The 25,022-nt window shown below is 69.9% G+C and carries 24 protein-coding genes and 2 pseudogenes; 11 read left to right on the top strand and 15 right to left on the bottom strand.

Translation table 11 applies throughout. From position 1 onward, the window contains the following. Window positions 1-5: 5 nt before the first annotated feature. The 4 genes and pseudogenes from U9R90_RS19265 to U9R90_RS19250 all read left to right on the top strand — a co-directional run bounded on the left by U9R90_RS19265 (window position 6) and on the right by U9R90_RS19250 (window position 4,206). Window positions 6-1,079, top strand: a complete 1,074-nt coding sequence (locus U9R90_RS19265) for an ABC transporter permease (RefSeq protein ID WP_411057883.1) — start codon at window positions 6-8, stop codon at window positions 1,077-1,079. Window positions 1,080-1,084: 5 nt separating this feature from the next. After that, window positions 1,085-1,960 carry an ATP-binding cassette domain-containing protein gene (locus tag U9R90_RS19260; RefSeq protein WP_411057882.1) on the top strand — a complete coding sequence of 292 codons (876 nt, stop codon included), beginning with the start codon at window positions 1,085-1,087 and terminating at the stop codon, window positions 1,958-1,960. Window positions 1,961-1,981: 21 nt separating this feature from the next. Next, window positions 1,982-3,002, top strand: a pseudogene (locus U9R90_RS19255) (Gfo/Idh/MocA family protein). A gap of 82 nt (window positions 3,003-3,084) precedes the next feature. Next, the gene (locus tag U9R90_RS19250; RefSeq protein ID WP_411057881.1) at window positions 3,085-4,206 is read left to right on the top strand and encodes an IS630 family transposase; all 1,122 of its coding nucleotides are present in this window, start codon (window positions 3,085-3,087) and stop codon (window positions 4,204-4,206) included. Window positions 4,207-4,278: 72 nt separating this feature from the next. On the opposite strand, the gene U9R90_RS19245 is transcribed toward U9R90_RS19250, so the two are convergent. From U9R90_RS19245 to U9R90_RS19230, 4 genes are all read right to left on the bottom strand, one after another. Continuing rightward, window positions 4,279-4,656: a hypothetical protein gene (locus U9R90_RS19245; RefSeq protein WP_030216423.1), complete on the bottom strand. Its 378-nt coding sequence runs from the start codon at window positions 4,654-4,656 to the stop codon at window positions 4,279-4,281. A 133-nt stretch (window positions 4,657-4,789) separates the two neighbouring features. Beyond that, window positions 4,790-5,794 carry a Gfo/Idh/MocA family oxidoreductase gene (locus U9R90_RS19240; RefSeq protein WP_411057880.1) on the bottom strand — a complete coding sequence of 335 codons (1,005 nt, stop codon included), beginning with the start codon at window positions 5,792-5,794 and terminating at the stop codon, window positions 4,790-4,792. Between the two features lie 45 nt (window positions 5,795-5,839). Then, complete coding sequence (locus tag U9R90_RS19235) at window positions 5,840-6,601, bottom strand: SDR family oxidoreductase (RefSeq protein ID WP_411057879.1); 762 nt, start codon at window positions 6,599-6,601, stop codon at window positions 5,840-5,842. Window positions 6,602-6,617: 16 nt separating this feature from the next. Continuing rightward, window positions 6,618-7,796, bottom strand: a complete 1,179-nt coding sequence (locus U9R90_RS19230) for a phytanoyl-CoA dioxygenase family protein (protein WP_411057878.1) — start codon at window positions 7,794-7,796, stop codon at window positions 6,618-6,620. Window positions 7,797-7,902: 106 nt separating this feature from the next. Between U9R90_RS19230 and U9R90_RS19225 the strand changes: the two genes are divergently transcribed. Next, a complete protein-coding gene (locus tag U9R90_RS19225) occupies window positions 7,903-8,949 on the top strand; it encodes a LacI family DNA-binding transcriptional regulator (protein ID WP_411057877.1) in 1,047 nt (348 codons plus the stop codon). Window positions 8,950-9,014: 65 nt separating this feature from the next. Here U9R90_RS19225 and U9R90_RS19220 read toward each other — a convergent pair whose 3' ends face one another. Continuing rightward, window positions 9,015-10,205 carry a S1 family peptidase gene (locus U9R90_RS19220; RefSeq protein WP_411057876.1) on the bottom strand — a complete coding sequence of 397 codons (1,191 nt, stop codon included), beginning with the start codon at window positions 10,203-10,205 and terminating at the stop codon, window positions 9,015-9,017. A gap of 182 nt (window positions 10,206-10,387) precedes the next feature. On the opposite strand from U9R90_RS19220, the gene U9R90_RS19215 reads away from it, so the two are divergent. Both U9R90_RS19215 and U9R90_RS19210 read left to right on the top strand, forming a co-directional pair. Next, window positions 10,388-10,636: a tetratricopeptide repeat protein gene (locus U9R90_RS19215; RefSeq protein WP_411057875.1), complete on the top strand. Its 249-nt coding sequence runs from the start codon at window positions 10,388-10,390 to the stop codon at window positions 10,634-10,636. A gap of 178 nt (window positions 10,637-10,814) precedes the next feature. Further along, complete coding sequence (locus U9R90_RS19210) at window positions 10,815-11,141, top strand: hypothetical protein (RefSeq protein ID WP_411057874.1); 327 nt, start codon at window positions 10,815-10,817, stop codon at window positions 11,139-11,141. A 39-nt stretch (window positions 11,142-11,180) separates the two neighbouring features. On the opposite strand, the gene U9R90_RS19205 is transcribed toward U9R90_RS19210, so the two are convergent. Continuing rightward, window positions 11,181-11,396, bottom strand: a complete 216-nt coding sequence (locus U9R90_RS19205; RefSeq protein ID WP_411059739.1) for a hypothetical protein — start codon at window positions 11,394-11,396, stop codon at window positions 11,181-11,183. Between the two features lie 103 nt (window positions 11,397-11,499). Further along, window positions 11,500-12,327: a class I SAM-dependent methyltransferase gene (locus U9R90_RS19200; protein ID WP_411059738.1), complete on the bottom strand. Its 828-nt coding sequence runs from the start codon at window positions 12,325-12,327 to the stop codon at window positions 11,500-11,502. Between U9R90_RS19200 and U9R90_RS19195 the strand changes: the two genes are divergently transcribed. Continuing rightward, window positions 12,251-12,775 (top strand): oleate hydratase, encoded by a 525-nt coding sequence (locus tag U9R90_RS19195; protein WP_411059737.1) that lies wholly within the window; start codon window positions 12,251-12,253, stop codon window positions 12,773-12,775. The two genes, U9R90_RS19200 and U9R90_RS19195, sit on opposite strands and share 77 nt — an antisense overlap. On the opposite strand, the gene U9R90_RS19190 is transcribed toward U9R90_RS19195, so the two are convergent. Next, entirely contained in the window at window positions 12,727-13,704 is a 978-nt protein-coding gene (locus tag U9R90_RS19190) for an ArsR/SmtB family transcription factor (protein ID WP_411057873.1), read from the bottom strand. The two genes, U9R90_RS19195 and U9R90_RS19190, sit on opposite strands and share 49 nt — an antisense overlap. Window positions 13,705-13,793: 89 nt before the next feature. Here U9R90_RS19190 and U9R90_RS19185 point away from each other — a divergent pair, with 89 nt between their 5' ends. Next, window positions 13,794-15,110: an MFS transporter gene (locus U9R90_RS19185; RefSeq protein ID WP_411057872.1), complete on the top strand. Its 1,317-nt coding sequence runs from the start codon at window positions 13,794-13,796 to the stop codon at window positions 15,108-15,110. A 184-nt stretch (window positions 15,111-15,294) separates the two neighbouring features. Then, window positions 15,295-15,879: a DinB family protein gene (locus tag U9R90_RS19180; RefSeq protein WP_411057871.1), complete on the top strand. Its 585-nt coding sequence runs from the start codon at window positions 15,295-15,297 to the stop codon at window positions 15,877-15,879. Between the two features lie 99 nt (window positions 15,880-15,978). Here U9R90_RS19180 and U9R90_RS19175 read toward each other — a convergent pair. The 7 genes and pseudogenes from U9R90_RS19175 to U9R90_RS19145 form a co-directional block, all read right to left on the bottom strand. After that, window positions 15,979-17,253 (bottom strand): annotated as a pseudogene (locus U9R90_RS19175) (Tn3 family transposase); the annotation flags it as partial. Between the two features lie 30 nt (window positions 17,254-17,283). Next, on the bottom strand, window positions 17,284-17,475 hold the full coding sequence (tgmA, locus tag U9R90_RS19170; RefSeq protein ID WP_411057870.1) for a putative ATP-grasp-modified RiPP: 192 nt from the start codon (window positions 17,473-17,475) through the stop codon (window positions 17,284-17,286). Between the two features lie 233 nt (window positions 17,476-17,708). Next, window positions 17,709-18,752, bottom strand: coding sequence for a 2-hydroxyacid dehydrogenase (locus tag U9R90_RS19165; RefSeq protein WP_411057869.1), 1,044 nt, complete (start codon window positions 18,750-18,752; stop codon window positions 17,709-17,711). Between the two features lie 45 nt (window positions 18,753-18,797). After that, entirely contained in the window at window positions 18,798-19,424 is a 627-nt protein-coding gene (locus U9R90_RS19160; protein ID WP_411057868.1) for a histidine phosphatase family protein, read from the bottom strand. Further along, the gene (locus U9R90_RS19155) at window positions 19,421-20,935 is read right to left on the bottom strand and encodes an FGGY-family carbohydrate kinase (RefSeq protein WP_411057867.1); all 1,515 of its coding nucleotides are present in this window, start codon (window positions 20,933-20,935) and stop codon (window positions 19,421-19,423) included. The genes U9R90_RS19160 and U9R90_RS19155 overlap by 4 nt, the downstream gene beginning before the upstream one ends. Next, window positions 20,928-22,490 (bottom strand): FGGY-family carbohydrate kinase, encoded by a 1,563-nt coding sequence (locus U9R90_RS19150; RefSeq protein ID WP_411057866.1) that lies wholly within the window; start codon window positions 22,488-22,490, stop codon window positions 20,928-20,930. Before U9R90_RS19150 ends, U9R90_RS19155 begins: the two co-directional genes overlap by 8 nt. 12 nt (window positions 22,491-22,502) lie before the next feature. Further along, a complete protein-coding gene (locus U9R90_RS19145) occupies window positions 22,503-23,840 on the bottom strand; it encodes an MFS transporter (protein WP_411057865.1) in 1,338 nt (445 codons plus the stop codon). Window positions 23,841-24,102: 262 nt separating this feature from the next. On the opposite strand from U9R90_RS19145, the gene U9R90_RS19140 reads away from it, so the two are divergent. After that, window positions 24,103-24,888 carry a DeoR/GlpR family DNA-binding transcription regulator gene (locus U9R90_RS19140; protein ID WP_411059736.1) on the top strand — a complete coding sequence of 262 codons (786 nt, stop codon included), beginning with the start codon at window positions 24,103-24,105 and terminating at the stop codon, window positions 24,886-24,888. The last annotated feature ends 134 nt before the right edge of the window (window positions 24,889-25,022 follow it).

Below are 25,022 nucleotides of genomic sequence, written 5' to 3'. Positions count from 1 at the left end.
GCAGCATGACTCAGACAACGGCACCGGCGACGAGCTCCTCGTCGCCGGCCCCGCCGGCCAGTCAGAACGACGGCCGCACCACCGAACGCTCCCTGGTGTTGCGTCTGTTGGCCCGGCCGGAGGTCGGTGTCTTCCTCGGCGCCGTCGCCGTCCTCGTGTTCTTCCTCGTCGCGGCGCCGCCGGTGCGTGACGGCGGTTCGATGGCGAACATCCTGTACCAGTCGTCGACCATCGGGATCATGGCGTTGCCGGTGGCCCTGTTGATGATCGGCGGCGAGTTCGATCTGTCGGCCGGTGTCGCGGTCGTCGCTTCGGCGCTGACCGCGAGCATGGTCAGCTACCAGCTGACGATGAACGTCTGGGTCGGCGTGATCGTGGCCCTGCTCGTCTCACTGGCGATCGGCTTCCTCAACGGCTGGCTGCTGGTCCGTACCGGTCTGCCGAGCTTCCTGGTCACCCTGGGCACCTTTCTGATCCTGCAGGGCGTGAACCTGGCGGTCACCAAGCTGATCACCGGCAATGTCGCCACCGATGACATCAGCGCCATGGACGGCTTCAGCCAGGCCAAGGCGCTCTTCGCCTCGTCCTTCGAGGTCGGCGGCGTGCAGGTGAAGATCACGGTGGTGTGGTGGCTGGTGTTCGCGGCGCTGGCGACGTGGGTGCTGCTGCGTACCAAGTACGGCAACTGGATCTTCGCGGTCGGCGGCAACAAGGAGTCCGCGCGGGCGGTGGGGGTGCCGGTGACCTTCACGAAGATCTCGTTGTTCATGCTGGTCGGCTTCGGTGCCTGGTTCGTGGGGATGCATCAGCTGTTCTCCTTCAACACCGTGCAGTCCGGTGAGGGCGTGGGCCAGGAGCTGATCTTCATCGCCGCGGCGGTGATCGGCGGCTGTCTGCTGACCGGCGGCTACGGCTCCGCGATCGGCCCGGTCTTCGGCGCCTTCATGTTCGGCATGGTGAACCAGGGCATCGTCTACGCCGGCTGGAACCCGGACTGGTTCAAGGCCTTCCTCGGCGTGATGCTCCTCGGCGCCACCCTCATCAATGTGTGGGTCCGCCGCCAGGCGACCCGGAGGTGATCGGAATGACAAGCACCCCCACGACAAGCACCCCAACGGACGCGACCCTCGTCGAACTGCGCAACGCGGGGAAGTCGTATGGCAACATCCGCGCCCTGCACGGCGTCGACCTCACCGTCCACCCAGGCAAAGTCACCTGCGTGCTGGGCGACAACGGCGCGGGCAAGTCAACCCTCATCAAGATCATATCGGGGTTGCACCGGCACACCGAGGGCGACTTCCTCGTCGACGGCGCCCCGGTCCGCTTCTCCACCCCGCGGGAGGCCCTCGACCAGGGCATCGCCACCGTCTACCAGGACCTGGCGACCGTCCCGCTGATGCCGGTCTGGCGCAACTTCTTCCTCGGCTCCGAACTCACCCGCGGCCCCTGGCCGCTGCGCCGCCTGGACATCGAGCGGATGAAGCAGACCGCGGACGAAGAGCTGCGCCACATGGGCATCATCCTGGACGACCTGGAACAGCCCATCGGCACCCTCTCCGGCGGCCAACGCCAGTGCGTGGCCATCGCCCGCGCCGTCCACTTCGGCGCCCGCGTCCTCATCCTCGACGAGCCCACCGCCGCCCTCGGCGTCAAACAATCCGGCGTGGTCCTCAAATACATCGCCGCCGCCCGCGACCGCGGCCTGGGCGTCATCTTCATCACCCACAACCCGCACCACGCCTACATGGTCGGCGACCACTTCAGCGTCCTACGCCTGGGCACCCTGGAACTGTCCGCCTCCCGCGACCAGGTCAGCCTCGAAGAACTCACCAACCACATGGCCGGCGGCGCCGAACTCGCCGCGCTCAAACACGAACTCGCCCAAGTCAACGGCGTCGACGTCGAGGAACTCCCCGAAGAGGATGAACTCCAAGTCAGTGGCGCGCTGTCCACCGACTGACCACCACCCAGAGGGAGACACATGCCACCCCAGCGAGTACTCGGCGTCGCCGTCGTCGGCACCGGCAAGATGGGCGCGGACCATGTACGCAGGCTTGAGCACGTCATCAGCGGGGCCCGAGTCACCGCTGTCGTCGACGTCGACGCGGGCCGGGCCGAGTCCCTCGCCGACGGGAGGGAGGGATGCACGGCGTACACCGAGGCGTCGGCCGCCATGGCCGCCGGGGACGTGGACGCCGTACTGATCGCCTCCCCGGGGCCCGCCCACGAGGCGGCCCTGCTCGAAGCACTCGGCCGGTGACCTGCCGGTCCTGTGCGAGAAGCCGCTCACCCCCGACGCGGCCTCCGCCACCCGCGTCCTGGCGGCGGAACAGAAGCTCGGCCACCGGCGTATCCAGGTGGGCTTCATGCGGCGCTACGACCCCGAGTACGCGGGGCTCAAACGCCTCCTCGACAGCAGGGAGTTGGGCCGCACCCTGATGCTGCACCACCGGCACCGCAACCTCTCGATGCCGCCGTGGTTCACCGAGGAGATGCTCATCAACGATTCGGTGGTCCACGAGATGGATGCGACCCGCTGGCTCCTCGATCAGGAGATCACGGCGGTCACCGTGCTCAAGCCGACCCCGTCGTCGCACGCACCCGAGGGGATGAGCGACCCCCAGTTCGTCCTCTTCGAGACCGCGTCGGGCGCCCTCGTCGACGTCGAGATCTTCGGCCACTGCGGATACGGCTACCAGGTGCAGGCCGAGGCGGTCGGCGAGCGGGGCACCGTACGCATCGGCGATGAGCACGGCCCCAGGGTCAGCGCCGACGGCCGATGGGGCGGCCCCATCACGCCGGACTATGTGGAGCGCTTCGAGGACGCGTACGACCGGCAGGTCCAGGCGTGGGTGGATGCCACCCGGCGCGGTGAGGTCACCGGGCCCAGCGCGTGGGACGGATACGCGGCCGCGGCGGTGTGCGAGGCCGGTGTGCTCGCCCAGCGGGAGGGGCGGCGCGTCGAGGTCGAGCTGAGGGAACGGCCAGCGCTCTATCGCTAGTGCTGTGACCGCGTAGGTTCGCCGGGTTGGTGGTCGTGACGGTTGGATGTGCGGTGACGTCCATTCGACCGCTGGAGGCGCGGTGGCTGAGCCTGTCCGTGTACGCAGCTTGACCGACAAGGAGGGGCAGAAGCTGAAGCAGATCGTGCGCCGGGGCAGCACGAGTTCGGTGCGTTACCGGCGGGCGATGATGCTGCTCGCTTCGGCGGGCGGAAACCGGGTGCCGGTGATCGCCCAGCTGGTCCAGGCCGATGAGGACACCGTGCGCGACGTGATCCACCGCTTCAACGAGATCGGCCTGGCCTGCCTGGCCCCTCAGTGGGCGGGAGACCGTCCCCGCCTGCTCACCCCTGACGACGAGGACTTCGTCATCCGGACGGCCACCACCCGCCCCACCAGGCTCGGCCAGCCCTTCACCCGCTGGTCGATCCGCAAACTCGCCGCCTACTTGTGGGAAGTGCACGGGCGTGTCATCCGCATCGGCTGTGAAGCCTTACGGTGCCTGCTGCGGCGCCGCGGCACCACCTTCCAGCGCACCAAGACATGGAAGGAATCACCCGACCCTCATCGCGACGCCAAGCTCGACCGGATCGAGCAGGTTCTGGACCGCTTCCCGGACCGGGTCCTCGCCTTCGACGAGTTCGGACCGTTGAGGATCCGGCCCACCGCAGGCTCCTGCTGGGCGAAGCAGGGCAAGCCAAACCGGCTGCCGGCGACCTACCGCCGCACCCACGGCGTCACCGACTTCCACGGCTGCTACTCCGTGGGCGACGACCGCCTGTGCGGCGTCAACCGCCGCCGCAAGGCCACCGCCAACACCCTGGCCGCGCTGAAGTCGATCCGTGCCGCCCGACCCGACAGCGCCCCGATCTACATCATCCTGGACAACCTCTCCGCCCACACCGGCGCCGACATCCGCCGCTGGGCGAAGAAGAACAAGGTCGAGCTGTGCTTCACCCCGACCTACGCATCCTGGGCCAATCCGATCGAGGCCCACTTCGGCCCGCTGCGGCAGTTCACCCTGGCCAACTCCCACCACCGCAGCCACCCCCCGCAAACCCAGGCACTGCACCGCTGCCTGCGCTGGCGCAACACCAACGCCCGCCACCCCGACGTACTTGCCGCCCAACGCAAGGAACGCGCCCGCATCCGCAGCGAGAAGGGCATCCGCTGGGGCGGACGCCGCCTCAACGCCGCAGCCTGACCGACCGCGAACCGCAGCCCCGGAGTGCCGAAAGGGACAAGTTCACGAGAAGGACAGCGACAGAAGGACGACTCAGGAGGCGGACGGCTCGATCTCCCCCGCAAAGACGATGACCTGGTCGATGAGGCTCCGCCGCAGATGGACGACGTCCGTTCCCGCCAGGCGGGGGCCTCCATCCGGCGTGGTGAAGACCCACTGGTACCGGGCCCACTCGTCAGGCATGTCCACCGCTGAGCAGCGCACCATCGTGCCGGTCCCCGCCGGGTGGCGCCGGATGTCCAGCACGAACCGCTCGACCGCCGCGATTCCTTCGCTGCGACCCAACGGCCCCCAGAAGACCACGTCTGAGGTCAGGGCCTGGGAGAGCAGGGCAGTCACATAGCTGTCGTCCGAGGCGTTAAACGCGGAGATGAACGTGTCGATCGCGGAGCGTGCCGTCTCTTCCTGCATGCCCCAGTAATACCAGCCGTTGCGCGTGCGCTCGTCCCGCGAGCCGCCTTCCGATCACGGTGGACCATCCCGGTCACAGCACTAGGGCGCACACGCGGGAGAGGGCGGTGCCATACAGGCACCGCCCTCTCCGTCATGCCGTGCGCACCTCTTCGATGCGTACGGGACGGTGCTCGTGCAGAGACAAGGCGCACGCCTCGGCGATCCAGCTCGCCTCGATGGCGTCGGCCACCGTGCACGGCGAGGGGCGCGTGCCCGCCACGACCTCGGTGAACGCGGTGAGTTCGGCGCGGTAGGCGGCGGCGAAGCGGTCCATGAAGAAGTCGTGCGGCGTGCCGCTGGGGAACACCACACCCGGCTCGACGGAGCGCAGCGGAAGCCTGTCCTCAAGACCGACGGCGATGCTGTCCCGCATGCCGTGCAGCTCTAGGCGTACGTCGTAACCACGGGCGTTGTGCCGGGAGTTGGAAATGACCGCGATCGTGCCGTCGTCGAGCGTGAGGAGCGCGGACGCGGTGTCGACGTCGCCGGCCGCCGCGATGTAGTCCGCGCCCCGGTTGCCACCGGTCGCGTACACCTCGGTGACCTCGCGGCCGGTGACCCAGCGCACGATGTCGAAGTCGTGCACGCCGCAGTCGCGGAAGATACCGCCGGAGACCGCCACATACGCCTCTGGCGGGGGCGCCGGGTCCAAGGTGGTGGACCGCACGGTGTGCAGAGCGCCGAGTTCCCCGCTCACCACGGCCTGTCGGGCGGCGACGCAGCCCGCGTCGAAACGCCGGTTGTAGCCGATGTGGACCTCGACGCCGCCCGCCTCGACCGCGTGCAGTACGTCGAGGCTCTCCGCGACGCCACGCGCGACGGGCTTCTCGCAGAAGGCCGGAATGCCCGCCTTGACCGCGGCGAGGATCAACTCGGGGTGTACGTCGGTGGCCGCGGCGATGACGACGCCGTCGACACCCGCGGCGAGCACGGCCTCGGGGGAGTCCACGGCGGTGGCCCCGAACCGCCGCGCCGCGGACGCGGTGGCGGCGGCGACCGGATCGGTGACGACCAGGGACTCCACCCCATCGAGTCCGGCGAGGGTTTCCGCGTGGAACGAGCCGATCCGGCCCAGCCCCAAGATGCCTATACGCATGAGAATGTTGCTCCTTCAGTCCAGAGGGCGGTGCAGCAGGGCGGTTCAGTCCTGCACGCCGAAAACGGTCTGGTCCCAGTCGATGACCGATCCGGTCACCACGCCGCTGCGGTCGCAGAGCAGGAAGACGACGAAGTCGGCGATCTCGTCGACCTGGCCGAGCTTGCCCATCGGCTGCGCCGCGGCCGCCTTCTCCCGCCAGTCGTCGCCCGCACCGTGGAAGGCGCGCTGGGTGGCGTCCTCGCCCTCGGTGTCGGTCCAGCCGATGTTGAGGCCGTTGATCCGGATGCGGTCCCAGCGGTGGGCGTGGGCCGCGTTGCGGGTCAGGCCCGCGAGACCCGCCTTCGCCGCGGAGTACGCCGCCAGATGGGGCGGGCCCCCGTGTGCGCAGTTGGAGATGATGTTGACGACCGTGCCCGGCGCCTCGCGGGCCGTCATGTCCGCGACGGCTGCCTGCATGGCGAAGAACGGCGCCCGCAGATTGATCGCCATGTGCGCGTCGAACAGCTCCGGTGTGGTGTCAAGGAGCGACCCACGCGAGGTGAGCCCGGCGGCGTTGACCAGACAGTCGACACGTCCGTGCGCGGCCACAGCCTGCTCGACGCTGCCGCGCGCCTCCTCCGGATCCGCGAGGTCCGCGCGTACGAACAGGGCGCCGGTGTCCCCGGCGAGCTTCTCGCCGATCTCGGCCCTGCGCCCCGTGAACACCACGGTCGCGCCCTCACGTGCGGCGGCCCGCACGATCCCCGCGCCGACGCCCTGGCTGCCGCCGTTGACGAGGACGACCTTGTCGTCAAGCAGTCCCATGATGGCCGTCTCTCCTTCAGCTCTGGCGGCGCTTGGCGCCGGCCTGCAGTTCCTGGCGCAGCCGGTCCGGGGCCCAGCCCTCGGCCACGGCCTGCCAGACGGTGTCCGCCTGGGAGGGCGGAGCGAGACCGCCGACCGGCGGATCGAGGTCCAGATTGGTGGGGAACGGGTAACCCTCGGCCGTGGCCGCGACCACGCGGCGCAGCCACGCTTCGGAGGCGCCGTCGCGCTTGCGGCGCAGCAGTACGGGGAAGAGCGCGTTGACCATCCCCTCCCGGTCGACGGACTCCATCGCCCGGCCGAAGGCGGAGGAGATCTGCAGCAGATTGGCCATGCGCCTGATCGCGGCGGACCGGTTGTGCCCGGCGGCGTGGAAGAGGGCCGGGTTGAAGAACACGGCGTCGCCCTTCTCCAGCGGCAGCTGGACGTGGTGCTCGTCGAAGTACGCGACGAACTCCGGGCGCCGCCAGGCCAGATAGCCGGGCACGTACTTGTGCGAGTGCGGCAGATACAGCGTCGGCCCCGACTCGACGGGCATGTCGCAGTGCGCCACCGCGCCCTGCAGCGTCAGCGCGGGTGACAGCCGGTGGACGTGCGCCGGGTAGGCGGCCGCCCGCTCCTGCGAGAGAAAGCCCAGGTGGTAGTCGCGATGCGCACGCTGCGCGGCACCACCGGGGTTGACCACGTTGATCTGCGAGGTCAACTGATAGGCCGGGCCGAGCCAGGCCTCGGAGATCAGCGCCAGCATGTCGTTGCCGTAGTAGTCCGCGAACACCTCCGGCGCTCGCAGGGCCGCCTTGTCCAACGCGTTCCAGACCCGGTCGTTGGCGCCGGGCTGCGCGAAGTGGTCACCACGCCCTCCGCCCGTCGCCCGCTCCTTCTCGATGAGGCCCTGGAACACCTCGGTGGCCCGGTCCACGACGGCCACGTCGGCGAACGCCCGCCTGAGCACCACGATGCCGGGTCCGTCGAGCAGCGCCCGTACGAACTCCTCCTGCACGGCCCGGCACGCCCGCGGAGTGACCGCGAGGCCACGGATCCGATCGCTCTCGTAGAGCAGGACGTTCTGCTCGACCGTCTCGGCCGTGGGGTAGTCGCGAGGGTCCGTGCGCTGCTCGACCAGCGACCGGAACGCGTCGAGATCGCAGGAGTCCTCGGCCAGCCACGTCCGTGATCCCGCATCGGTCGGCGACATCTCGGGTCCTTTCGCCGTGCTTGCGTTTCTGCCAGTCTTGGGACTCCCAGCCCATCATTCAATCCGCAGAGACCCATCAAAAGACCATCATCAGTCGGGAACAGTGATGCGACACCCCTATCCGATCAGGGAGATCGCCCGTCAGGCCGGTCTGAGTGAGGCCACCGTCGACCGGGTCCTCAACAACCGCGGCGGCGTACGGGAAAGCACGATCATGGAGGTGCACCAGGCGATCAAGGACCTGGACCGCCAGCGGACCCAGGTCCGCATCGGCGGGCGCACCTTCATGGTCGACATCGTGATGCAGACGCCCGAGCGGTTCTCGACGGCCGTACGCGGCGCGCTGGAGGCCGAACTGCCGTCCCTGCACCCCGCGGTCGTACGCTCACGCTTTCACTTCCGCGAGACCGGCCCCGCCTCGGAGCTGATCGCGACCATGGACAAGATCGCCAAGCGGGGTTCGCAGGGAGTGATCCTCAAGGCCCCGGACGTCCCGGAGATCGACGCGGCCGTCGGCCGCCTCGTAGCGGCCGGCATCCCCGTGGTCACCCTGGTGACCGACCTGCCCAGCAGCGCACGGCTGGCGTACGTCGGCATCGACAACCGCGCGGCCGGAGCCACCGCCGCCTACCTCATGGGACAGTGGCTCGGCGACCGGCCCGGCCATGTGCTCGCCACCATCAGCCGCGGTTCGTTCCGCGGTGAGGAGGAACGCGAGATGGGCTTCCGCAGCGCCATGCGGATCGCACACCCCCAGCGATCCCTCGTGGAGGTCACCGACAGCGACGGCCTGGACGCCACCCAGCGCGCCCTCGTCCTGGAAGCACTCAAGAGCGACGAGGACATCAACGCCGTCTACTCGATGGGCGGCGGCAACGCCGCGACCCTCGACGCCTTCGACGCCCTCGGACGCGAATGCGCCGTGTTCATCGCCCACGACCTGGACCACGACAACACCCGACTCCTGCGCCAACGACGCCTGTCCGCCGTGCTCCACCACGACCTGCGCCAGGACATGCGCCGCGCCTGCCAGACGATCATGCGGGCGCACAAGGCGCTGCCCGACGAAGGACCGCATCTGCCCTCGGTGATCCAGGTGGTCACGCCGTACAACATGCCGCCAGGGATGTCGTCCATGCCGTCCGCCGGCTGACCGTGGCCCCCGTACCCGGCAGGCGCGAAGGGACCACGAAGGGCCAAGGCCAGGCGACAATGAACTCAACGGCTGCTGGCGCCCTGCGGCACACGGTCCGGCAGTTCTCGGCGGGACTGCTGCAGCCCTTGGCCGCCATCCGCGCCGATCTCGGCGCCGACCGCGGCCAGTGCGGTGGTCACGGGCTGGAAGAACGTCTCACCGCCCGTGTTGCAGTCGCCGCTGCCACCCGAGGTGAGGCCGATCGCGCTCCCGTCGCGGGTGAACAGCGAGCCCCCGCTGTCTCCCGGTTCGGCACAGACATTGGTCTGGATGAGCCCGGTGACGGTGCCCTCCGGGTAGTTCACGGTGGCGTTGAGCCCGGTGACCACGCCATCTCGCAGCCCGGTGGTGCTGCCCATGCGGGAGACTTCGAGCCCGATCGTCGCATCGGCGGCCCGCACGATCTGTGTGGCCTGACCGTTGCCCGTGTCGACCGCGCTCGGGGCAGCAACGGCCGGGTCGTCGTAGGTGACAAGCGCGAAGTCGCCGTCCCCCGGGAAGGTCGAGGCCTGGGCGGTACCGATGGGCTGGCCGTTCGGGTCCTCCGACCACTGCTGCCCGGCGCCGCCGCAGTGCCCTGCGGTAAGGAAGCCCGGCCGCCCGTCGCTGACCGTCACATTGAAACCAAGCGAGCAGCGCGCACCGCCGCTGAAGATGGCATCGCCGCCTGCGGCGAAGAGCTTGAACTCTCCCGCGGACTTCTCGATGCGGGCCATGCCCGTGCCGAGCGAGGTGACGGCCGCCTCAAGCTTGTCCCACCGTTCGCCAGTGACCGTACGGTCAGCCGTGACCAGGACCTGATTGGTCCGGGGGTCGGTGGCCCACGCGGTTCCCGTCATGCTGCCCCGACGGGCCAGCGTCTGTGTGGCGGCCCTCAGTTCACCCGCACTGTTGCGCACGCTGCGCACCACCGCCCCGGCCCGCCTCACCTGCACGTTCACGTCGTTGTCGTTGCCCACGACGTTGACGACCAGCTGCTGTTTGCCCTTGTCGTAGTACGCCCCGCCGTAGGCATCGCCGAGCTGCGCGGCCAGCCGCTCGGCAAGCCTGGTGGCCGATGCTGCGCTGATCTTCGCGGCCGCGGGCCGTGGAGCGGACTGGTTTCCGGACTGCGAAGCGTTCGCGTTCGGGAGCAGTACGGCTGCTGCGGCTATGCCTATCGCAGCAGCCCCCGCCAGAACGGCCTGCCGCTTGGGTATTCGCTTGTGTCGCAACTCGTCGCCTCCTGGGCGGACTCGAGGTTCGGTCACCGACCGATGCCGGGGACGCGTTCAGCCTCTAGGTACGGGTGGGAGGGGAGTTGCGTTCATCAACATGACTGTGGATCGGCTCGGGTTGGACGCGACGGGCACACCTTTCCAAGTGCCGTGCGGTCTCCGCGGCGTTCGACAGCGCCGTGGGCGGTCAAAGGGTGAAGGCGGAGCGGAAGCGCACCAGAGTCAGCGTTTCGTCGTCGCGGGCCTGCAGGGGCAATCTCGCCGATTGGAGGGGGAAGTCGGGTGATGCGGCCGGAGCCGCAGACGCCTTCGCCGAGCTACTGGCCGACCAGGAGAAGGTCTTGGGCCCCGACCACCCCGACACCCTGGGCACCCGGAACCACCTCGCCAACTGGCGGGAGGAGCCGGGCGGAACCAACGTCGAATAACGACCGTCTGCCGACACTCGGCACCGTGATGGGGCGACACACTGAAGGTCGCCGGGCTCGACCGGCTCTCCCGCTCGGTGCTGCGCCTGGCGCCCTTCGGAGCCGACCTGCGCGAACCTGGCATCAGGTTGCACGTCGTCGAGCAGTGCATCGACCTCGCCACAGGGCGACGTTCGGGATGCCCAGTGTGCTTGGTGAGCTCCAGTGCGAGCTGATCGTGGCGCACAGGAACGACGGGCTCGCCTCCGCGCGGGCCTGCGGCCGGGTCTACGGGTACCGGCCGAAGCGTACAGCCGACCAGGCTGAGCTCGCCCAGCAGCTCTACGACGCCCGGGAGAAGACCGTCCAGCAGCTCGCCGTCATGTTCGACGTGCCCCGTTCCACGGTGTACGGACACCTCAACAAGACCAAGACGCGTGCCCCGCCAGCGGAAGAAGACCGTCGCCGCGAAGGGCTGAAAGCTAGCGGCGAGTTACCTGCTCCCTGGTGTCCAAGCTGCGACTAAGGGGCCGTATCCGGCTGCGATGCATACCTCTTACACGACTCACGAAAGTCGGCCGGGCACGCGAAGAACGGCACCCAGGCAACGCGGCTGCCTCCAGGAAGCAGGGTTACCAGAGCGGGAACGATTCCTTCTGCTGCCAGCGTGTTGCGTCGTGGACCTGAGGTCGACCGACGACACGCGGGTAGTGGCAGGAACCCGGCCGCGAAGGTGGGTCTCGACCGCTTCCAGCACATCATCGTCTTGCCCCTGGGCGATGGTCAGATGCGGGACGATATCGTCGAATTCATCAGTTCTGGCGCACCGCCGTGACCGGCCCTTCTCGCAGGCTTGGGTGTGCAGTCAGACGGCTCGCCTGGTTCTACAGGTCGGCTACGAGAAGCCGGTAGCCGGCATCGAGGGCTTGGCGGTCGAGCAGGTCGGCATGGCGCTGGTGCCACCTGCCGGAGGACAGGTCGTCTGACAGCCGGGCCAAGCCCGGCTGGACGACTTCGTCGCGGGTCTGGGCGAACATCGAGATACCGGCCCGGACCTGCGGATCGAGATATGCCTCGGGTCGGCGCCAGAAGGCGGCGAGGAATCCGTCAGTGCAGTCGTGCGGGATGGGGACGGTCTCGATGCGGGCGCCTCCCAACAGCGTGGCCAGACGGTCGACCGCGACCGCTCGTGTGTCGTCGACCGCGGCTGCCTCGGGCAGATACTCGTCCAGCAGCCAGAACCTGCGGTTGATGTCGTGGTCGAAGGTGAAGACGACGATCCGTTGCCGGGCGATTCGGAGGAGTTCCCTGACGCCGGCTTCCAGGTCGCTCCAGTGGTGCACGGTCAGGAGTGCCATCGCCGCATCGGCAGAGTCGTCAGCGAGAGGGATCGACTCCGCGGATGCTTCCAGAGCCCGCGCCGATCCGGCCGGACGCTGAGCGATCATCACTGAGCTGGGTTCAACGGCCAGCACCGTGTGTAACGGTTCGTAGGAGCCGGTGCCAGCCCCCACGTTGATCACGGTGGCGGCATCACCGAGGGCTTGATGGATCCTGGCGGCGATTCGGGGGTCGGGTCGGCGGGTGTAAGCGTAGGTCGCACCGATGCTGTTGTAAGTCGTCACACCACGCAGTATCCGCTTCCCGCTGGCGCCGGGAAGAGCCCTCAGCGGACTCTGGGAGCGCGGCGGGAAGTCCGGCCAGACGGCCATCGGCCCGGACGACCTGGTGATGGTGACCAACGGCTCGATGACCGCGAACTCCACCCTGAGCTCCACCGATACCGCCCCCGCCCTGGACACCACCTCCTCCAGCGGCTCCTGGCAGCCGTGGGAGACTTTCGCCGCCAAGCGCCCCGGACTGGGCGACCCCAAGGTGTTCGACTCCTCCGCCGAGGACTCCACCTGGGAGCCGCACTTCCGCGAGCAACCCGAGGAAGCGGCCTGGGCAAGAACCGCTGGGTCGTCGAAGCGACCTTCGCACTTCTGCGCTGGTTCTGCCGACTGCGTATCCGCTGGGAAATCCGCACCGACATCCACCAGGCCTTCCTCACCCTCGGCTGCGCAATCATCTGCTGGCGGCGCCTCAGAAAGCAGTGCTGATCTGAGCCCTCAGCCCGAACCGGCGACCAGTGCCTCGCCGAGCGGGGTGCGCCGGTAGAGCACCGACCGTCCGGACCGGGCGCGGACGAGCAGCCCCGCGCCTCGCAGGATGGCGAGGTGGTCTCCTACCGCGCCGGGTGCCATGGCGAGGCTTCGGGCGAGATGGCTGGTACTGGCCGGGGCGTCCAGCGCCAACAGCAGCCGGGCTCGGGCCTGGCCGACCAGAGCGGTCAGCGCGTCCGGTTGGGGGACGGTCTCCTGTTCGCCCCACAGGGCGGCGGTGCCGCGGGCACGATAGACCAAGGTCCTGGGCCAGGGGTCTTCCAGGTGGGCGGCGACATGCCCAGCGAAGACCGAAGGGATCAGCAGGAGCCCGTCGCCGGCGAGGCGGACCGTTCCGCCTCGGAAGAAGCCGATCTCGATACCGCCGGCGCGCCAGGCGATGCCCGGGTGCAGGCTCTCGATGGTCGTGGCCCAGCCGTGTTCGCCGATCACACCCACCCGGTGCACGACATCACGCTCACAGATCGCGCGCAGTTGCGGCCAGTCCGCGGCGAGCAGCTCGTGCCACGCCTGGTCCATCGCCTCGGCGATCCTGGAGACGGCGTCCGGCGAGTCCAGCACTGCGCGTACGCGGGGATCACGGGCGGACGGGCCGGTCGCGGTGGCGGCGAACTCGTGGCGGGCCGCTTCCAGCGGTGTGGCCCGGATCATGGCCAGGTCGTCTGCCCAGGTCTGGTTGAGGCCGCGCGGGGGCGGGGCGACGAAGTTCGGTCCGCCTTGCGGGGTGTGCAGGACGAGGGCGGCGTTCAGTTCGGTCTCGCGGCGAAGCCGTTCAAACCTCGGCAGGAGCCGGGTGGCCCAGGCTCGCGGCAGCGGCCGGTTTCGGCCGGCGAGCGAGCGAAGCAGTAGGACGAGGTCCATCGCGGGCGACAGTGCGAAGCGGCTGCGCAGCAGGTCCTCGACGGAGACTTCGAAGCGCAGCACCCTGCCAGGCTACCTCGGGACGTCTGATCCGATTCGTCCAGCGACGAATCATTAGTGGGTGGCGTCGGCGCACGGCGAGGCTGGGCGTCATGACCCCACCCGCCGAACCCGCGCAGGGCAACCACCGTGCCACCTACCGGAAGGTGCTGGCCGAGCCGCGATTCCGGCTGCTCTTCTCGACCCGCACTGTCGCGATCACCGCGGACTCGCTGCGGATCACCACGTTCTCGGTGCTGGTCTTCGCGACCACCGGCTCCGCGCTGTTGAGCGCACTGGCCTTCGGCATCGGCTTTCTCCCGCAGTTGTTCGGCTCGCTGCTGCTCGGCTCACTGGCCGACCGACTGCCGCCCCGCGCGCTCATCGCCGGCGGCTACGCCCTGGAATGCGCCGCCGCCCTGCTGCTCGCCCTGGTGCAGATGCCGATCGCGGCAAGCCTCGGTGTCGTGGCGCTGGTCGCCCTCGTCACACCGGTGTTTCACGGCGCGTCGAGTCGGCTGGTCGCGCAGTGGCTGGAGGGCGACGCCTATGTACTGGGCCGTTCACTGAACAACATCGCTGCCTCCGGCGCGCAATTGTTCGGTCTGGCGCTGGGAGGTGCGGCCGTCGCGGTACTCGGCCCGCACCGGGCACTCGCGGTCAGCGCCGCCCTCTACCTCGGCTGCGCGCTCGCCATCCGCATCCGGCTACCCCGACTGCAACCGGGACAGTTCGGCGGCACACCCGGCAGCGCTCGGGGCGATGGCGGGGCCGTCCGGGCAAGCCTGCACGGTGCCGGCCTGCTGCTGCGCGAACGTACGGTGCGACGACTGATGCTGGCCCAGTGGCTACCGCCCGCGTTCGTAGCGGGCGCGGAAGGCCTGATCGTCGCCTACGCGGGAGGACGCCACTTCGCGCCCGGCTGGTACGCGGTGCTGATGGGCTGTCTGCCGGTCGGCATGCTTGTCGGTGACCTGCTGGTGGGGCGACTGCTACGGCCAGCCACCCGGGAGCGACTGGTAGTCCCGTTGATCGCGCTGATGGGACTGCCGCTGGTCGGCTTCGCTGCCGAGCCCGGAGTGGGCGTCTCGTCCTGTCTGCTGCTGCTCTGCGGCTTCGGATTCGCCTACGGTCTCGGCCTGCAACGGCCGTTCCTGGACGCCCTGCCGCAGGATGGCCAGGGCCAGGCCTTCGGCCTGCTCGGCTCCGGCAGCATGACGCTGCAGGGCGTCGGGCCGGCCTGCTTCGGCTCGGTGGCCGCAGGCATCGGAACAGGCGGCGCAATCGCCCTGGCAGGCGCCGCGGCGGCGCTTACCGCCGGCTGGATTCTCACCTGGCAGCCGCCCACATCCCCGGTCCCCGTCCCGAACTGCTCAACGGGATCAGAGAACGGCACCGAACAGCATGCGTGTAGTTCTCCTGCGCAGTAACGGTCGCAGGTCGGGTCGGCCGCAAACCGTCACGCAACCCCACCCCCACCCCCACGTCTCTCTGACAGACAGTCATTCCCGGTAGCTCATTGTGTAAGGAGTCCTAAGCCTTGGCTCTGCCAGCCGTTGCGGACCAAGTACGGGATCTTGAGACCACGAACAACCCATGGAAGGTTCATGCCGCATGATCGATGAATTCGCGAAGGACAACCTGCACGGGAGACTGCGGCGGGACCGCGAGGTGCTGCTCTGGAAACTCGACGGCTTGTCCGAATACGACGCCCGCCGACCTTTGACAGCGACCGGGACCAACCTCCTCGGCCTGGTCAAACACGTGGCCACCGTCGAGGCCAGGTACTTCGGCGAGGTCTTCGACCGCCCTTCCCCGGAACCGCTGTCCCGGTGGCAGGACTCCGACGGCAGCGATCAGTGGGCGGCCCAGGACGAGACCCGCGATCACATCATCGGGTTCTACCGGCGCACGTGGGAACACGCGGACACGACGATCAACGAGCTTCCCCTCGACGCCCCCGGCCACGTGCCGTGGTGGCCGGAGCCTTATCCCAACACGAACCTGTTCGCCGTCATGGTCCATGTCCTCGGCGAGTCCATCCGGCATGCCGGGCACGCCGATATCCTGCGCGAGGGCCTCGACGGCCGGACCGGGCTGCGCGCCGAACACGAGAAGCAGATCGACGAGGAAGCCCGTGCCGCCTACCGCGCGAAGATCGAGCAGGCCGCCAGGTCGGCCGCATCAATCAAGGCTTAGTCGGACATACCAGGCAGCCTGACATCAGCTCCCCTACCGGCACTTGCGATTTCCGAGCACCCGGCCACCCGATATGCCCGCGTCACCCGATGTGAGCGTTCAGTCCACACCTTCGTCGTCCTCGTCCAGCTCGGGCGCGTCCGGGTTGCGCAGCGGGCGCAGGGCGCCGGCGGCCGAGGTCGAGCGGTGAAGCTGTAGCGGCCGAGCAGGTTCAGGTTGCGGTGCTTGAGCGGGGGAGAGCCGGGTGATGTCCTCCTCGCGGATCTCGTGGCCCTCGGTCTGGAGCTGGGCGACGGCGGCGTCGATGTAACGGGTCGTCCAGAGCACAATGGCGTTGAGGACCGGGCCGAGCGAGCCGAGCTGGTCCGGGTCGACCAGCGCAGCAGGTGCTCGGTCTTGGCGATCCGCCCGTACTCCGCGAACGCCGCACCCAGCGGAGTCGGGCGCCCCTCGCGTCCGAACATGCGCAGCAGGTCGTAGGCACGGACCTGGTTGGTGACCAGGGAACCGGCGACCTTCAGCATGTCCGGCCAGTGCGTGATCACCTTGTTCAGGTTCACGCGGTTGCGCGCCAGGTCCTCCACCGCGCCGTACGTGCCCGTTTCGACGCCGGGCATCGTGGCCCGCCAGAACCGCTGGTCGTCCAGGTCGCGGAACCGCGGGCTGAAGTTGTAGTCGAGGATCTTGAACAGGCCGAACACCATGTCGGAGTACGAGGCGTTGTCGGTCGCCGCCATCTCCGGCTTGACCCCGCCGTCCAGGTTCAGCAGCGCGTCCAGGATGTGCGAGGAGTCGCGCGGGGTGTCGGGGGCGACCATCTGCCCCCTGCCCGCGACCTGGTCCTTCACTGCGTTGAGCCAGGTGATGCCCCGCTTGAACCCGAAGCACTTCGGCGACGGCGCCGCGCTGACGGTCCGGACGGGGACGACGAACCGCAGGTTGACGGGCGCGCGCCGGGCCCGGGTCAGCGCCTCATGGGCGGGGTTCACCACCGGGGCCAGGCCGATGCCGCACGCCTCGGACACCAGCAGCGCGACCACCGAGCTGGACAGGTCCTTCATCCGGGTGGTGCCATCCCCGAGGTGCACGAAGGCGTCCAGGAAGCCGGTCCAGGCGTTCGGCGAGCCGCTTCCACCCGGAGTCCAGGCCCCGCACCAGCTCCGCCAGGTGCTCCTCGACGGGCACGTCCAGGCTCAGCCCGGCCAGCACGTCCTCCTCGACCGCATCCCAGTCGGGCCCGTCCAGCAGACGGGCCCGCGGGTTGGACCAGCGGTGCGAGGGCGAGGCGAACACGTCGCGGTTGTTCAGGGCCCGGTGCAGCTGCTCCAGCACGCACACCACGTACGCGTCCCGGTCCACCGCACCCTGCGGCAATCTGTCGGCCGCCCCGGCGATGAGCGCCCGTCAGTCGTCGAAGTGCGTCTTGGAACCGGCCGTCGAGGTCGTCGCACCGGCCGCCCGCAGCAGCGCCGGGTCACTGATCGCCGGCCGCCCGTCAGGCAGGACGTTCAACTGCCGTGCCGGGTCGTAGGCGTACCCGGTCACGACGGCCGGGTGCGCGGTCGGGCGGGCGTAATCCAAGGCGAACGGTCGCATGACGTCTCTCCTCCTGCTGCCGGGAGGGACGGCAGCTTCTCACCATGGCCTCCTTCCAACGCGCGACCGCGAAGGCTGCGCCTGCTCAAGACCCAACCGATCCGGACACCCGGCCGACCTCGCGCACATGACCATACGTACTAGTGAGTGAAGGGTTTCAGTGGTCGTCATCTCCACTGCCCGCGCACCGCCCGCGCACCGCACCGCATCGCACGGCGGGGACGGCGGCGGCCTCAACCCGCGGTGAACACCTCGGGGTTGGCGCAGTGTGCCAGCGGCTCGTCGCGCAGGTAACGGCCGACCTCCGCGGCCACGATGGCCGCGGCCTTGTGCGCGACCTGCTGGCTGCCGCCCGCGATATGCGGGGTCAGGATGACGCCAGGGGCGGTCAGTAGCCGGGAGTCGGCGGGCAGCGGCTCCTCGGGAAAGACGTCGAAGGCCGCGCCGCGGAGGTGGCCCGAGTCCAGTGCGTCGCAGACGGCTTCGTAGTCAAGCAGCGCGCCTCGGGCGCAGTTGACCAGGATCGACCCGCGCGGCATCGCGGCGATCTGCGCGCGGCCGATCATGCCCTTGGTCTCGTCGGTGACCCGGGCGTGCAGGGAGACGATGCGCGAGCGGCGGAGCAGTTCGTCCAGAGAAACCTGTTCCGCGATGCCGGCCAGTGCCTCGGGCCGTACGTACGGGTCGTGCACCAGGACCTCGGCGCCCATCGCGCGCAGGACCGTGGCGACCCGGCTGCCGATGGCCCCGTAGCCGACCAGACCGACGGTCGTGCCGTCGATCTCGATTCCGCAGGTGTCGTAGTCGTAGTAGTCGCCGCGCCAGGTGCCCTTGCGCAGGTCGGTGTGGGTGTCGCCGACGCCTCGGGCGGCGGCGAGCAGCAGGGTGAGGGTGTGTTCCGCGGTGGCGGTGGCATTGCGTCCGGGGGCGTAGCAGACGGCTACGCCGTGCCGGGTGGCGGCTTCGAGGTTGGCGTTGACCGGGCCGCCGCGGCTGGTGCAGAACAGCTTCAGGTCGGGGCAGTTGGCGAGGATGCGTTCGGTGAGCGGGCCGTGCTCGGTGATGCAGATCTGTACGCCCTGGAGGGCTTTGATCATCTGCTCTTCGCTGCCGGATGCCTCGATGACCTCGGCGACCGGGCCGAACGGAGTGTGCGGCCAGGGGAATTGGAGCTCGCGGACATCCAGCGGCAGGTCCCCGGCGGCGGTGCGCACGGCCTCGGTGAACAGGCTCGGGCGGATGAAGTGGTTGCCGGCGGCCAGGACGGTGGTGCTCATGGGCGGGTTACTCCTGAAGGACGGTGCGGGCAAGTGGCCGGGCGGTCAGTGGAAGGAGGGGGTCTGGGCCAGCGCGGGGGCGTTGAGCCGCAGCAGCGCGGTCTGCCCGTTCTCGACCCGGATCTCGGTGAGGGCGCCGTTGAGCAACTGCGGGAAGACCCGGCGGTAGTCGGCGAGCGGGATGCCCAGCAGATGGCAGAGCAGAAGCCGGACCAGGGTGGAGTGGGCTACCAGGAGGACTCGGCCGCGCGGCTGTTCGCGGGCGATGTCGGCCAGGCAGTCGGCGGCGCGTGCGGCGGCCTTGCGCGGATCCTCGCCACCGGGCAGATGGTTCGCGACCGGGTCGACGAGAAAGTCCGCCAGCTGCTGCGGGAAGCGCTGCCGCATCTCGTCTCTGGTCAGGCCCTCGCCCTGGCCGAAGTCGACCTCGTAGAGACGCTCGTCGATGCGCGGGACGAGGCCGCAGGCGTCGGCGGCGGGCGCGGCGGTGAGCCGGGCGCGGGAGAGCGGGGAGCTCCAGACGGCCGTGAGCCCCGCGGTGACGGCCCACTCGGCGAGCGCGGCGGCCTGCTCGCGACCGTGCTGGGTGAGCGGCACGTCGGTGCGTCCCGTGTAGCGGTTCTCCGCGTGCCAGACGGTTTCGCCATGGCGGACGAGGATGAAGTCGGTCACTGCGCTGCCCTCCTGCGGGCGTGGTCGGCCACGGTCTGGTCGAGCCAGCCACGGCGGGTGAGTTCGTCGATGAAGCGGAGGTAGACGGGGAGGTAGCGGGCGGTGCGGGCCGGCGACGGATGGATCTCCGCGCCGATCCGGACCATGGCGTCGGCGGCCTCGGGGAGGCTGGCGCCACTGGAGGTGGCGGCGAGCACCGCCATGCCGATGGCGCCCTCGGCCTGTTCCGGCAGGAGTACCGGGCGCCCGAGTACCTCGGCGCGCAGCCGGCACCAGTACCGGTTGCGGGCACCGCCACCGGTGAGGGTGAGTGGCCCGTCGACAGGGGCGCCGAGGTGGTCGAGATAGTCGAAGCACAGCCGTTCCAGGCAGGCGACGCCGAGCAGATACGCGTGGAACTCGGCGGCACGGGTGGGGACATGGCCAAGGACGAAGGGCTCGGCTTCGGGGGCACGGAAGGGGAAGCGTTCACCGCCGGTGGAGACCAGGGGGTAGGCGACCGCGTCCGGGCCGAGGGCTGCGGCCTGCTCGGTGAGCAGGTCCAGGTTCTCGCCGGGGAAGTGCTGGGAGAGGACTCCCGCGCCGCTGCTGGAGGCGCCGCCCGGCAGCCAGCTCTCGCCCGGCCCGCGGTGGCAGTACACGACGCCCGCCGGGTCCCGGACCAGATGGGGGCTACTGCCCTTGAAGACGAGGGTGGTGCCGAGCACCGAGTTCCAGGCGCCGGGTTCGAGGGCTCCGGCGCCGATCTGGGCGGCACAGCCGTCGGTCATACCGGCGACCAGGACGGTGCCCTCGGGGATGCCGGTGGCAGCCGCGGCCTCGGCGCATACGGTACCGAGCACACTGCCCGGGCGTACGACATCGGGCAACAGTCCCTCAGGGAGGCCGAGTTCGGCCATGACCTGGTGCGGCCAGCGCTCCTCGACCAGGTGGTAGCCGGTCTTGAGGGCATGGCTGGCGTCGGCGGCGACCTGCTGCCCGGCCAGCCGCCAGGTGATCAGGTCGACCTGGTGCAGCAGCCGGACCCCCGCGTCGGCCGCCGCGGCGTCATGGTCCAGGAGCCAGCGCACCTTCGGCAGCGCCCAGGACGGCTGCATGCTGCGGTAGCCCAACTCCCGCCAGACCGCTGAACCGGCCTCGTTGACGGTCGCCGCCTGGTCGGCGGCGCGCCCGTCGTCGTACATCAGGCCGGGCGTCAGCGGGCGGCCGGCGGCGTCGGCGAGCAGAATCGTCCCGGAGGTGCCGTCGATCGCCAGGCCGCGGATCCGCCGCGCGTCGAGTCCGTCCAGGGCCGTGCGGCAGGCGGCGGACAGCGCGGTCCACCACTGCTCGGGGTCCTGCTCATGGCGTACGCCATCGCGGTGGCTGGTCAGCGGCCGGGAGGCGGCGGCGAGAAGCTGTCCGGTGCCGTCGACGGCGACACAGCGGGCGCTCTGGGTACCGAGGTCGAGACCCAGCCAGATCCCGTCGAGCGAACCGGGGGAGTGGTCGGCGAACGGAGTGTCAGACATGGATGTCTCCCGGGGCAGTGCGGATGCGGTCGCCGTCACGTATGGGCCCGCCAGGGCCTGCGGCGCGGCTTCCCCGCCATTGCGCGCCGCCTCGCCAGCCGGCCTCGCGGGCGGTCGTCCGCCAGCTGATGAAGTCCTCGTACAGCGCGACGTAGAACTGCGCGCGTTCCGGGTCGGGTTCCCAACTACTGCGCATCCGGACGTACTTGGCGGCAGCGGTGTGCATGCTGCTCTCGGCGCCGGAGTGGACCAGGCCGGTGAGGAAGGCGCCCTTGGCGCCCAGTTCGGTATCGCCGGAGCGGGCGGTCGGCACGCCGGTCGCATCCGCGATCAGCGCGCACCAGGCGTCGCTGTTGGCGCCGCCACCGCACAGTCGCAGCTCACTCACCTCCGTACGGGCCGCGGCCAGCGAGTCGCGCAGGACCAGCGACAGTCCGTCGAACACGGCGCGGGCCAGGTCGGCGCGCGAGTGCTGCAGGGACAGGCCCCAGAACGAACCGCGGGCGCGCGGGTCGAGGAACGGCGCGCGTTCACCGGCCGGGGAGAGATAGGGCAGGAACATCAGCCCGTGGGCGCCGGGCTCCGATTCGAAGGCCAGCTGCGCCAGTTCCGGCGGCCCGGACAGTCCCAGTGTGCGCGCCGCCCAGCCGAGCACCTCGGCGCCGTTGAGCGTGGGGAAGGCGCGCAGCACCCGCTCGCGGCCGCGGTAGGCGATGTTGATGCCGGACGGTTCGCCGCTGGTGTCCACGTCCGTACGGACGATCTCCGTGCACAGGGTGGTGCCGAGGATGCTGCACGCCTGGCCGGGGTTGACCACGCCGACGCCGCGGGCGGTGGCGGCGATGTCGTACGGGGACATCACGACCGGCAGCCCGGCCGGCAGCCCCAGTTGGCCCGCGGCCTCGCCGGTGATCTCGGCGATCCGCTCCGACTCTCCCAGCACGGTCGGCAGCAGCCGGCGGTACGCGCTCAGGCCGAACAGGTCGAGGATCTGCGGGTCGTAGTCCCCGGTGGCGTGGTCGAGGAACGGGGCGGAAGCGTCGGATTCATCGCTCGCGCGGACGCCGGTGAGGCGCAGGAAGAGCCATCCCGCGGCGGTGAGCGAGGTGGTGGAGCGCGCCAGGCGGTCGGGGTCGTGGACGGCGAGCCAGCTGAAGAGCGCGTTGGGCATCCCGGCGCAGGTCAGCGAGCCGTTGCGGCGGAAGGCCGCTTCGAGGACGCCCTCGCGCTGCCAGGTGGTGAGCAGGTCCCCGGCCCGGCCGTCGGACCACAGGATCGCGGGTCCGGTGGGACGGCCGTGCTCGTCGACGAGCCAGGCGCCGTCGCCCTGGGCGGTGAAGGACACCAGCCAGACGGGGTCGGCCAGCCCGGACAGGGCGCTACGGACGGTGTGGACGACGGCGTTCCACACGGCGTCCATGTCCTGCTCCGCCCAGCCGGGGTGCGGCCGCAGCACTTCGGTGGCCAGCCGGGACACCGCGATCTCCTGGCCCTGGTCGTCGAAGACGACCGACTTGATCACCGTGGTGCCGACGTCAATGGTCAGTACGGACATCAGTGGGTCCTTTCACGCCGGGGCGGAGGCGGCGGTCGCGGAGCTTGGCGTGGCACTGTCCACGCCCGCCGCACTGTCCACCTCCGTCGCACTGTCCACGTCCGCCGCACCCGCGTCGTCCGGCAGCTTCAGGAAGAGCGCGAGTACGGTGCTCACCGCGTACATCCCCGCGAAGATCCAGACCACCCCTTCGACACCGAGCGGCCCGACGAAGATCGCGACGACCGCGGGGCCGACGAAGGTGCTGGCTCCCGCGCCCAGGTTGAGCGCGGCCAGCGCCTGTCCCTTGTGCCGCGGCTCCAGCGAGGGCACCAGCGCCGAAAGCGGTACATATCCCGCCAGCGTAGCGCCGTAAAGCGCGGCGGCGGCCAGCGCGAGCGGGAAGTTGGCGCCCGCCGCGTCGGGGACGTAGAAGAGCAGCAGGGTGCTGACGGTGCAGCCGGCGCCGCCGAACCAGGCGATGGTCCGACGCCAGCCGAACCGGTCGCCGACCACGCCGAACAGCAGGTTGGCGAAGATGTTGGTCGCGAACATCGCGCTGAGCAGATGCAGCCACTCGGTGAGGCTGAAGCCGACCGTCTTGGTGAAGTGGATCGGCATGATCACGAAGAAGCCGAACTGCGAGGCCGTGTTGATGACCCGTACGGCCGACCCGGCGCCGACCCGGGGATTGCGCCACAGGACCGTGACGCTGCCGAGGAGCGTGGCGAGCGGACCCTCGCCCTCACCCCGCGGCCGCTTGCCGCCCCGGTCGTCACGGACCAGCAGCAGGGCGACCAGCCCGCCCGCGGCCACCAGCACCAACGCGGACCACAGCGTGGCGTACGGGCCGATCTGCGGGATGAGTCCGCTGGCGACCAGCGAGCCGAGGGTGGGCAGACCGCCGGTGAAGGCGAACCAGAACCAGCCCATGGCCGTGCCGAGCCGGACGCGCGGCGCCACCGAGGCGATCCAGACCAGGAACCCGTAGGCGAACAGCGGGTAGCCCAGGCCGCGCAGACCGTACCCGAGCATCATCAGCGGATAGCTGGTCATGGGGATGGCCGCGACGAGGAAGAGGAGCTGGAAGACGCCCCAGATGCCCAGACCGGCCCACATGACACGGCGCGGGCCCCACAGGTCGGACAGCACTCCGGAGAGCCAGGCGGCGATGGCCGCGGCGACCCCGTAGACGGTGAACAGCAGCGCGACCCGGGGCTCCGAGATGCCCTGGTCGATCAGGTACGGCGAGAGATAGCCGGACTCGACCCCGTCTCCGATCATGAAGAGGAGCAGCCCGAGGTAGCCCCAGGCGAGGGTCGGCGGAATGCCCAGGCGTGTGATCAGTGAACGCGGCGGAGGGGTCGTCATCGACTCTCCCCTTTCTGCGGCGGGGGCAGGAGGGACGGACGAGCTGATGGAACAGCTGGCCGGAAAGGGGCGTCAATGGCGGCCGGAATCTTCCCATTGGCGCAGCGGCCTGCCGTGTTGCGTCGGACCGGAGCCGCACGCGGACACCGCACTCCTCGGGAGCGGTACGTTAAATCCGTGCGAACATAACGCGGCGAATTCACACGCGAGCCACGCACAGGACATGGCGCGACAGGTCACGGACACCAGAGGGAGCGCGGCGATGGACCGGATCGAGGCTCAGGAAGAGCGGCGGCGCCAGGTACGCGAGGCCGTCATCGGCCGCGGCTTCGTACGCACCGCGGACCTCGCCGAGGAGTTCGGCATCAGCCTGATGACCGCGCACCGCGATCTGGACGCCCTGCAGGCACAGGGCTGGCTGCGCAAGGTACGAGGTGGCGCGACAGGGCTGCCGTCGGCGCAGTTCCACGGCAGCGTCGCGGAGCGCATGGGCACCATGTCGCAGACCAAGCAGCTGCTGGCGCGGGCCGCCGCGACGCTGCTGGTGCCCGGCCAGACCATGCTGCTCGACGACAGCACGACCTGCCTGCTCCTGGCGCACCAGGCCACCGAGCACACCCCGCTGACCGTGATCACCAACTCACTGCCGGCCATCACCACGCTCGCGAAGGAACCCGGCATCTCGCTGATCACGCTCGGCGGCGCGTACTTCCCGGCATACGACGCGTTCATGGGACTGCACACCGCGGACGCGGTCCGTGCCTTTCGCGCCGATGTGCTGTTCATGTCCACGACGGCCGTCACCAACGGCCGCTGCTATCACACCTCGCCGGAGACGGTGCAGGTCAAGCGGGCGATGATGGAGTGCGCGGCGCGGCGGGTGCTGGTCGCGGACCACACCAAGTTCGCACACGGCGGGCTCTACGCGCTGGCGCCGCTGACCGACTTCGATCTGCTGATCGTGGACGACGGCCTGGCGGCGGAGCAGGTCCGGGCGATACGCGCGGCGGGCACCGAGGTGATGGTGGTGCCGGCCCGCGACCAGTGAACGACGGCTGACTGAGCCGCTGTTCAAGCGGCCCGGCTCCGCGCCCTACGAGCCGGTCGACGGGGGACGAGGCGCTCGGCCGCGTCGCGCTCAGCCCATCTGGTCCTGAGGCGAGAGGCGTTCGACCGTCACCC

Origin of the sequence: Streptomyces sp. E11-3, assembly GCF_046540415.1 — a bacterium.
Classification (GTDB): domain Bacteria; phylum Actinomycetota; class Actinomycetes; order Streptomycetales; family Streptomycetaceae; genus Streptomyces.
This window is presented reverse-complemented; position numbering and strand designations above follow the sequence as displayed.

What these genes read in the sequence shown, in the direction of transcription:
- U9R90_RS19200 (WP_411059738.1), bottom strand. Translation starts at nt 12,327, where the DNA reads ATGGCCGTCTGGCCGGACTTCCCGCCGCGCTCCCAGAGTCCGCTGAGG.
- U9R90_RS19225 (WP_411057877.1), top strand. Translation starts at nt 7,903, where the DNA reads ATGCGACACCCCTATCCGATCAGGGAGATCGCCCGTCAGGCCGGTCTG.
- tgmA (WP_411057870.1), bottom strand. Translation starts at nt 17,475, where the DNA reads ATGCGACCGTTCGCCTTGGATTACGCCCGCCCGACCGCGCACCCGGCC.
- U9R90_RS19260 (WP_411057882.1), top strand. Translation starts at nt 1,085, where the DNA reads ATGACAAGCACCCCCACGACAAGCACCCCAACGGACGCGACCCTCGTC.
- U9R90_RS19265 (WP_411057883.1), top strand. Translation starts at nt 6, where the DNA reads ATGACTCAGACAACGGCACCGGCGACGAGCTCCTCGTCGCCGGCCCCG.
- U9R90_RS19230 (WP_411057878.1), bottom strand. Translation starts at nt 7,796, where the DNA reads ATGTCGCCGACCGATGCGGGATCACGGACGTGGCTGGCCGAGGACTCC.
- U9R90_RS19235 (WP_411057879.1), bottom strand. Translation starts at nt 6,601, where the DNA reads ATGGGACTGCTTGACGACAAGGTCGTCCTCGTCAACGGCGGCAGCCAG.
- U9R90_RS19140 (WP_411059736.1), top strand. Translation starts at nt 24,103, where the DNA reads ATGGACCGGATCGAGGCTCAGGAAGAGCGGCGGCGCCAGGTACGCGAG.
- U9R90_RS19150 (WP_411057866.1), bottom strand. Translation starts at nt 22,490, where the DNA reads ATGTCCGTACTGACCATTGACGTCGGCACCACGGTGATCAAGTCGGTC.
- U9R90_RS19245 (WP_030216423.1), bottom strand. Translation starts at nt 4,656, where the DNA reads ATGCAGGAAGAGACGGCACGCTCCGCGATCGACACGTTCATCTCCGCG.
- U9R90_RS19240 (WP_411057880.1), bottom strand. Translation starts at nt 5,794, where the DNA reads ATGCGTATAGGCATCTTGGGGCTGGGCCGGATCGGCTCGTTCCACGCG.
- U9R90_RS19165 (WP_411057869.1), bottom strand. Translation starts at nt 18,752, where the DNA reads ATGAGCACCACCGTCCTGGCCGCCGGCAACCACTTCATCCGCCCGAGC.
- U9R90_RS19155 (WP_411057867.1), bottom strand. Translation starts at nt 20,935, where the DNA reads ATGTCTGACACTCCGTTCGCCGACCACTCCCCCGGTTCGCTCGACGGG.
- U9R90_RS19185 (WP_411057872.1), top strand. Translation starts at nt 13,794, where the DNA reads ATGACCCCACCCGCCGAACCCGCGCAGGGCAACCACCGTGCCACCTAC.
- U9R90_RS19145 (WP_411057865.1), bottom strand. Translation starts at nt 23,840, where the DNA reads ATGACGACCCCTCCGCCGCGTTCACTGATCACACGCCTGGGCATTCCG.
- U9R90_RS19180 (WP_411057871.1), top strand. Translation starts at nt 15,295, where the DNA reads ATGATCGATGAATTCGCGAAGGACAACCTGCACGGGAGACTGCGGCGG.
- U9R90_RS19210 (WP_411057874.1), top strand. Translation starts at nt 10,815, where the DNA reads ATGCCCAGTGTGCTTGGTGAGCTCCAGTGCGAGCTGATCGTGGCGCAC.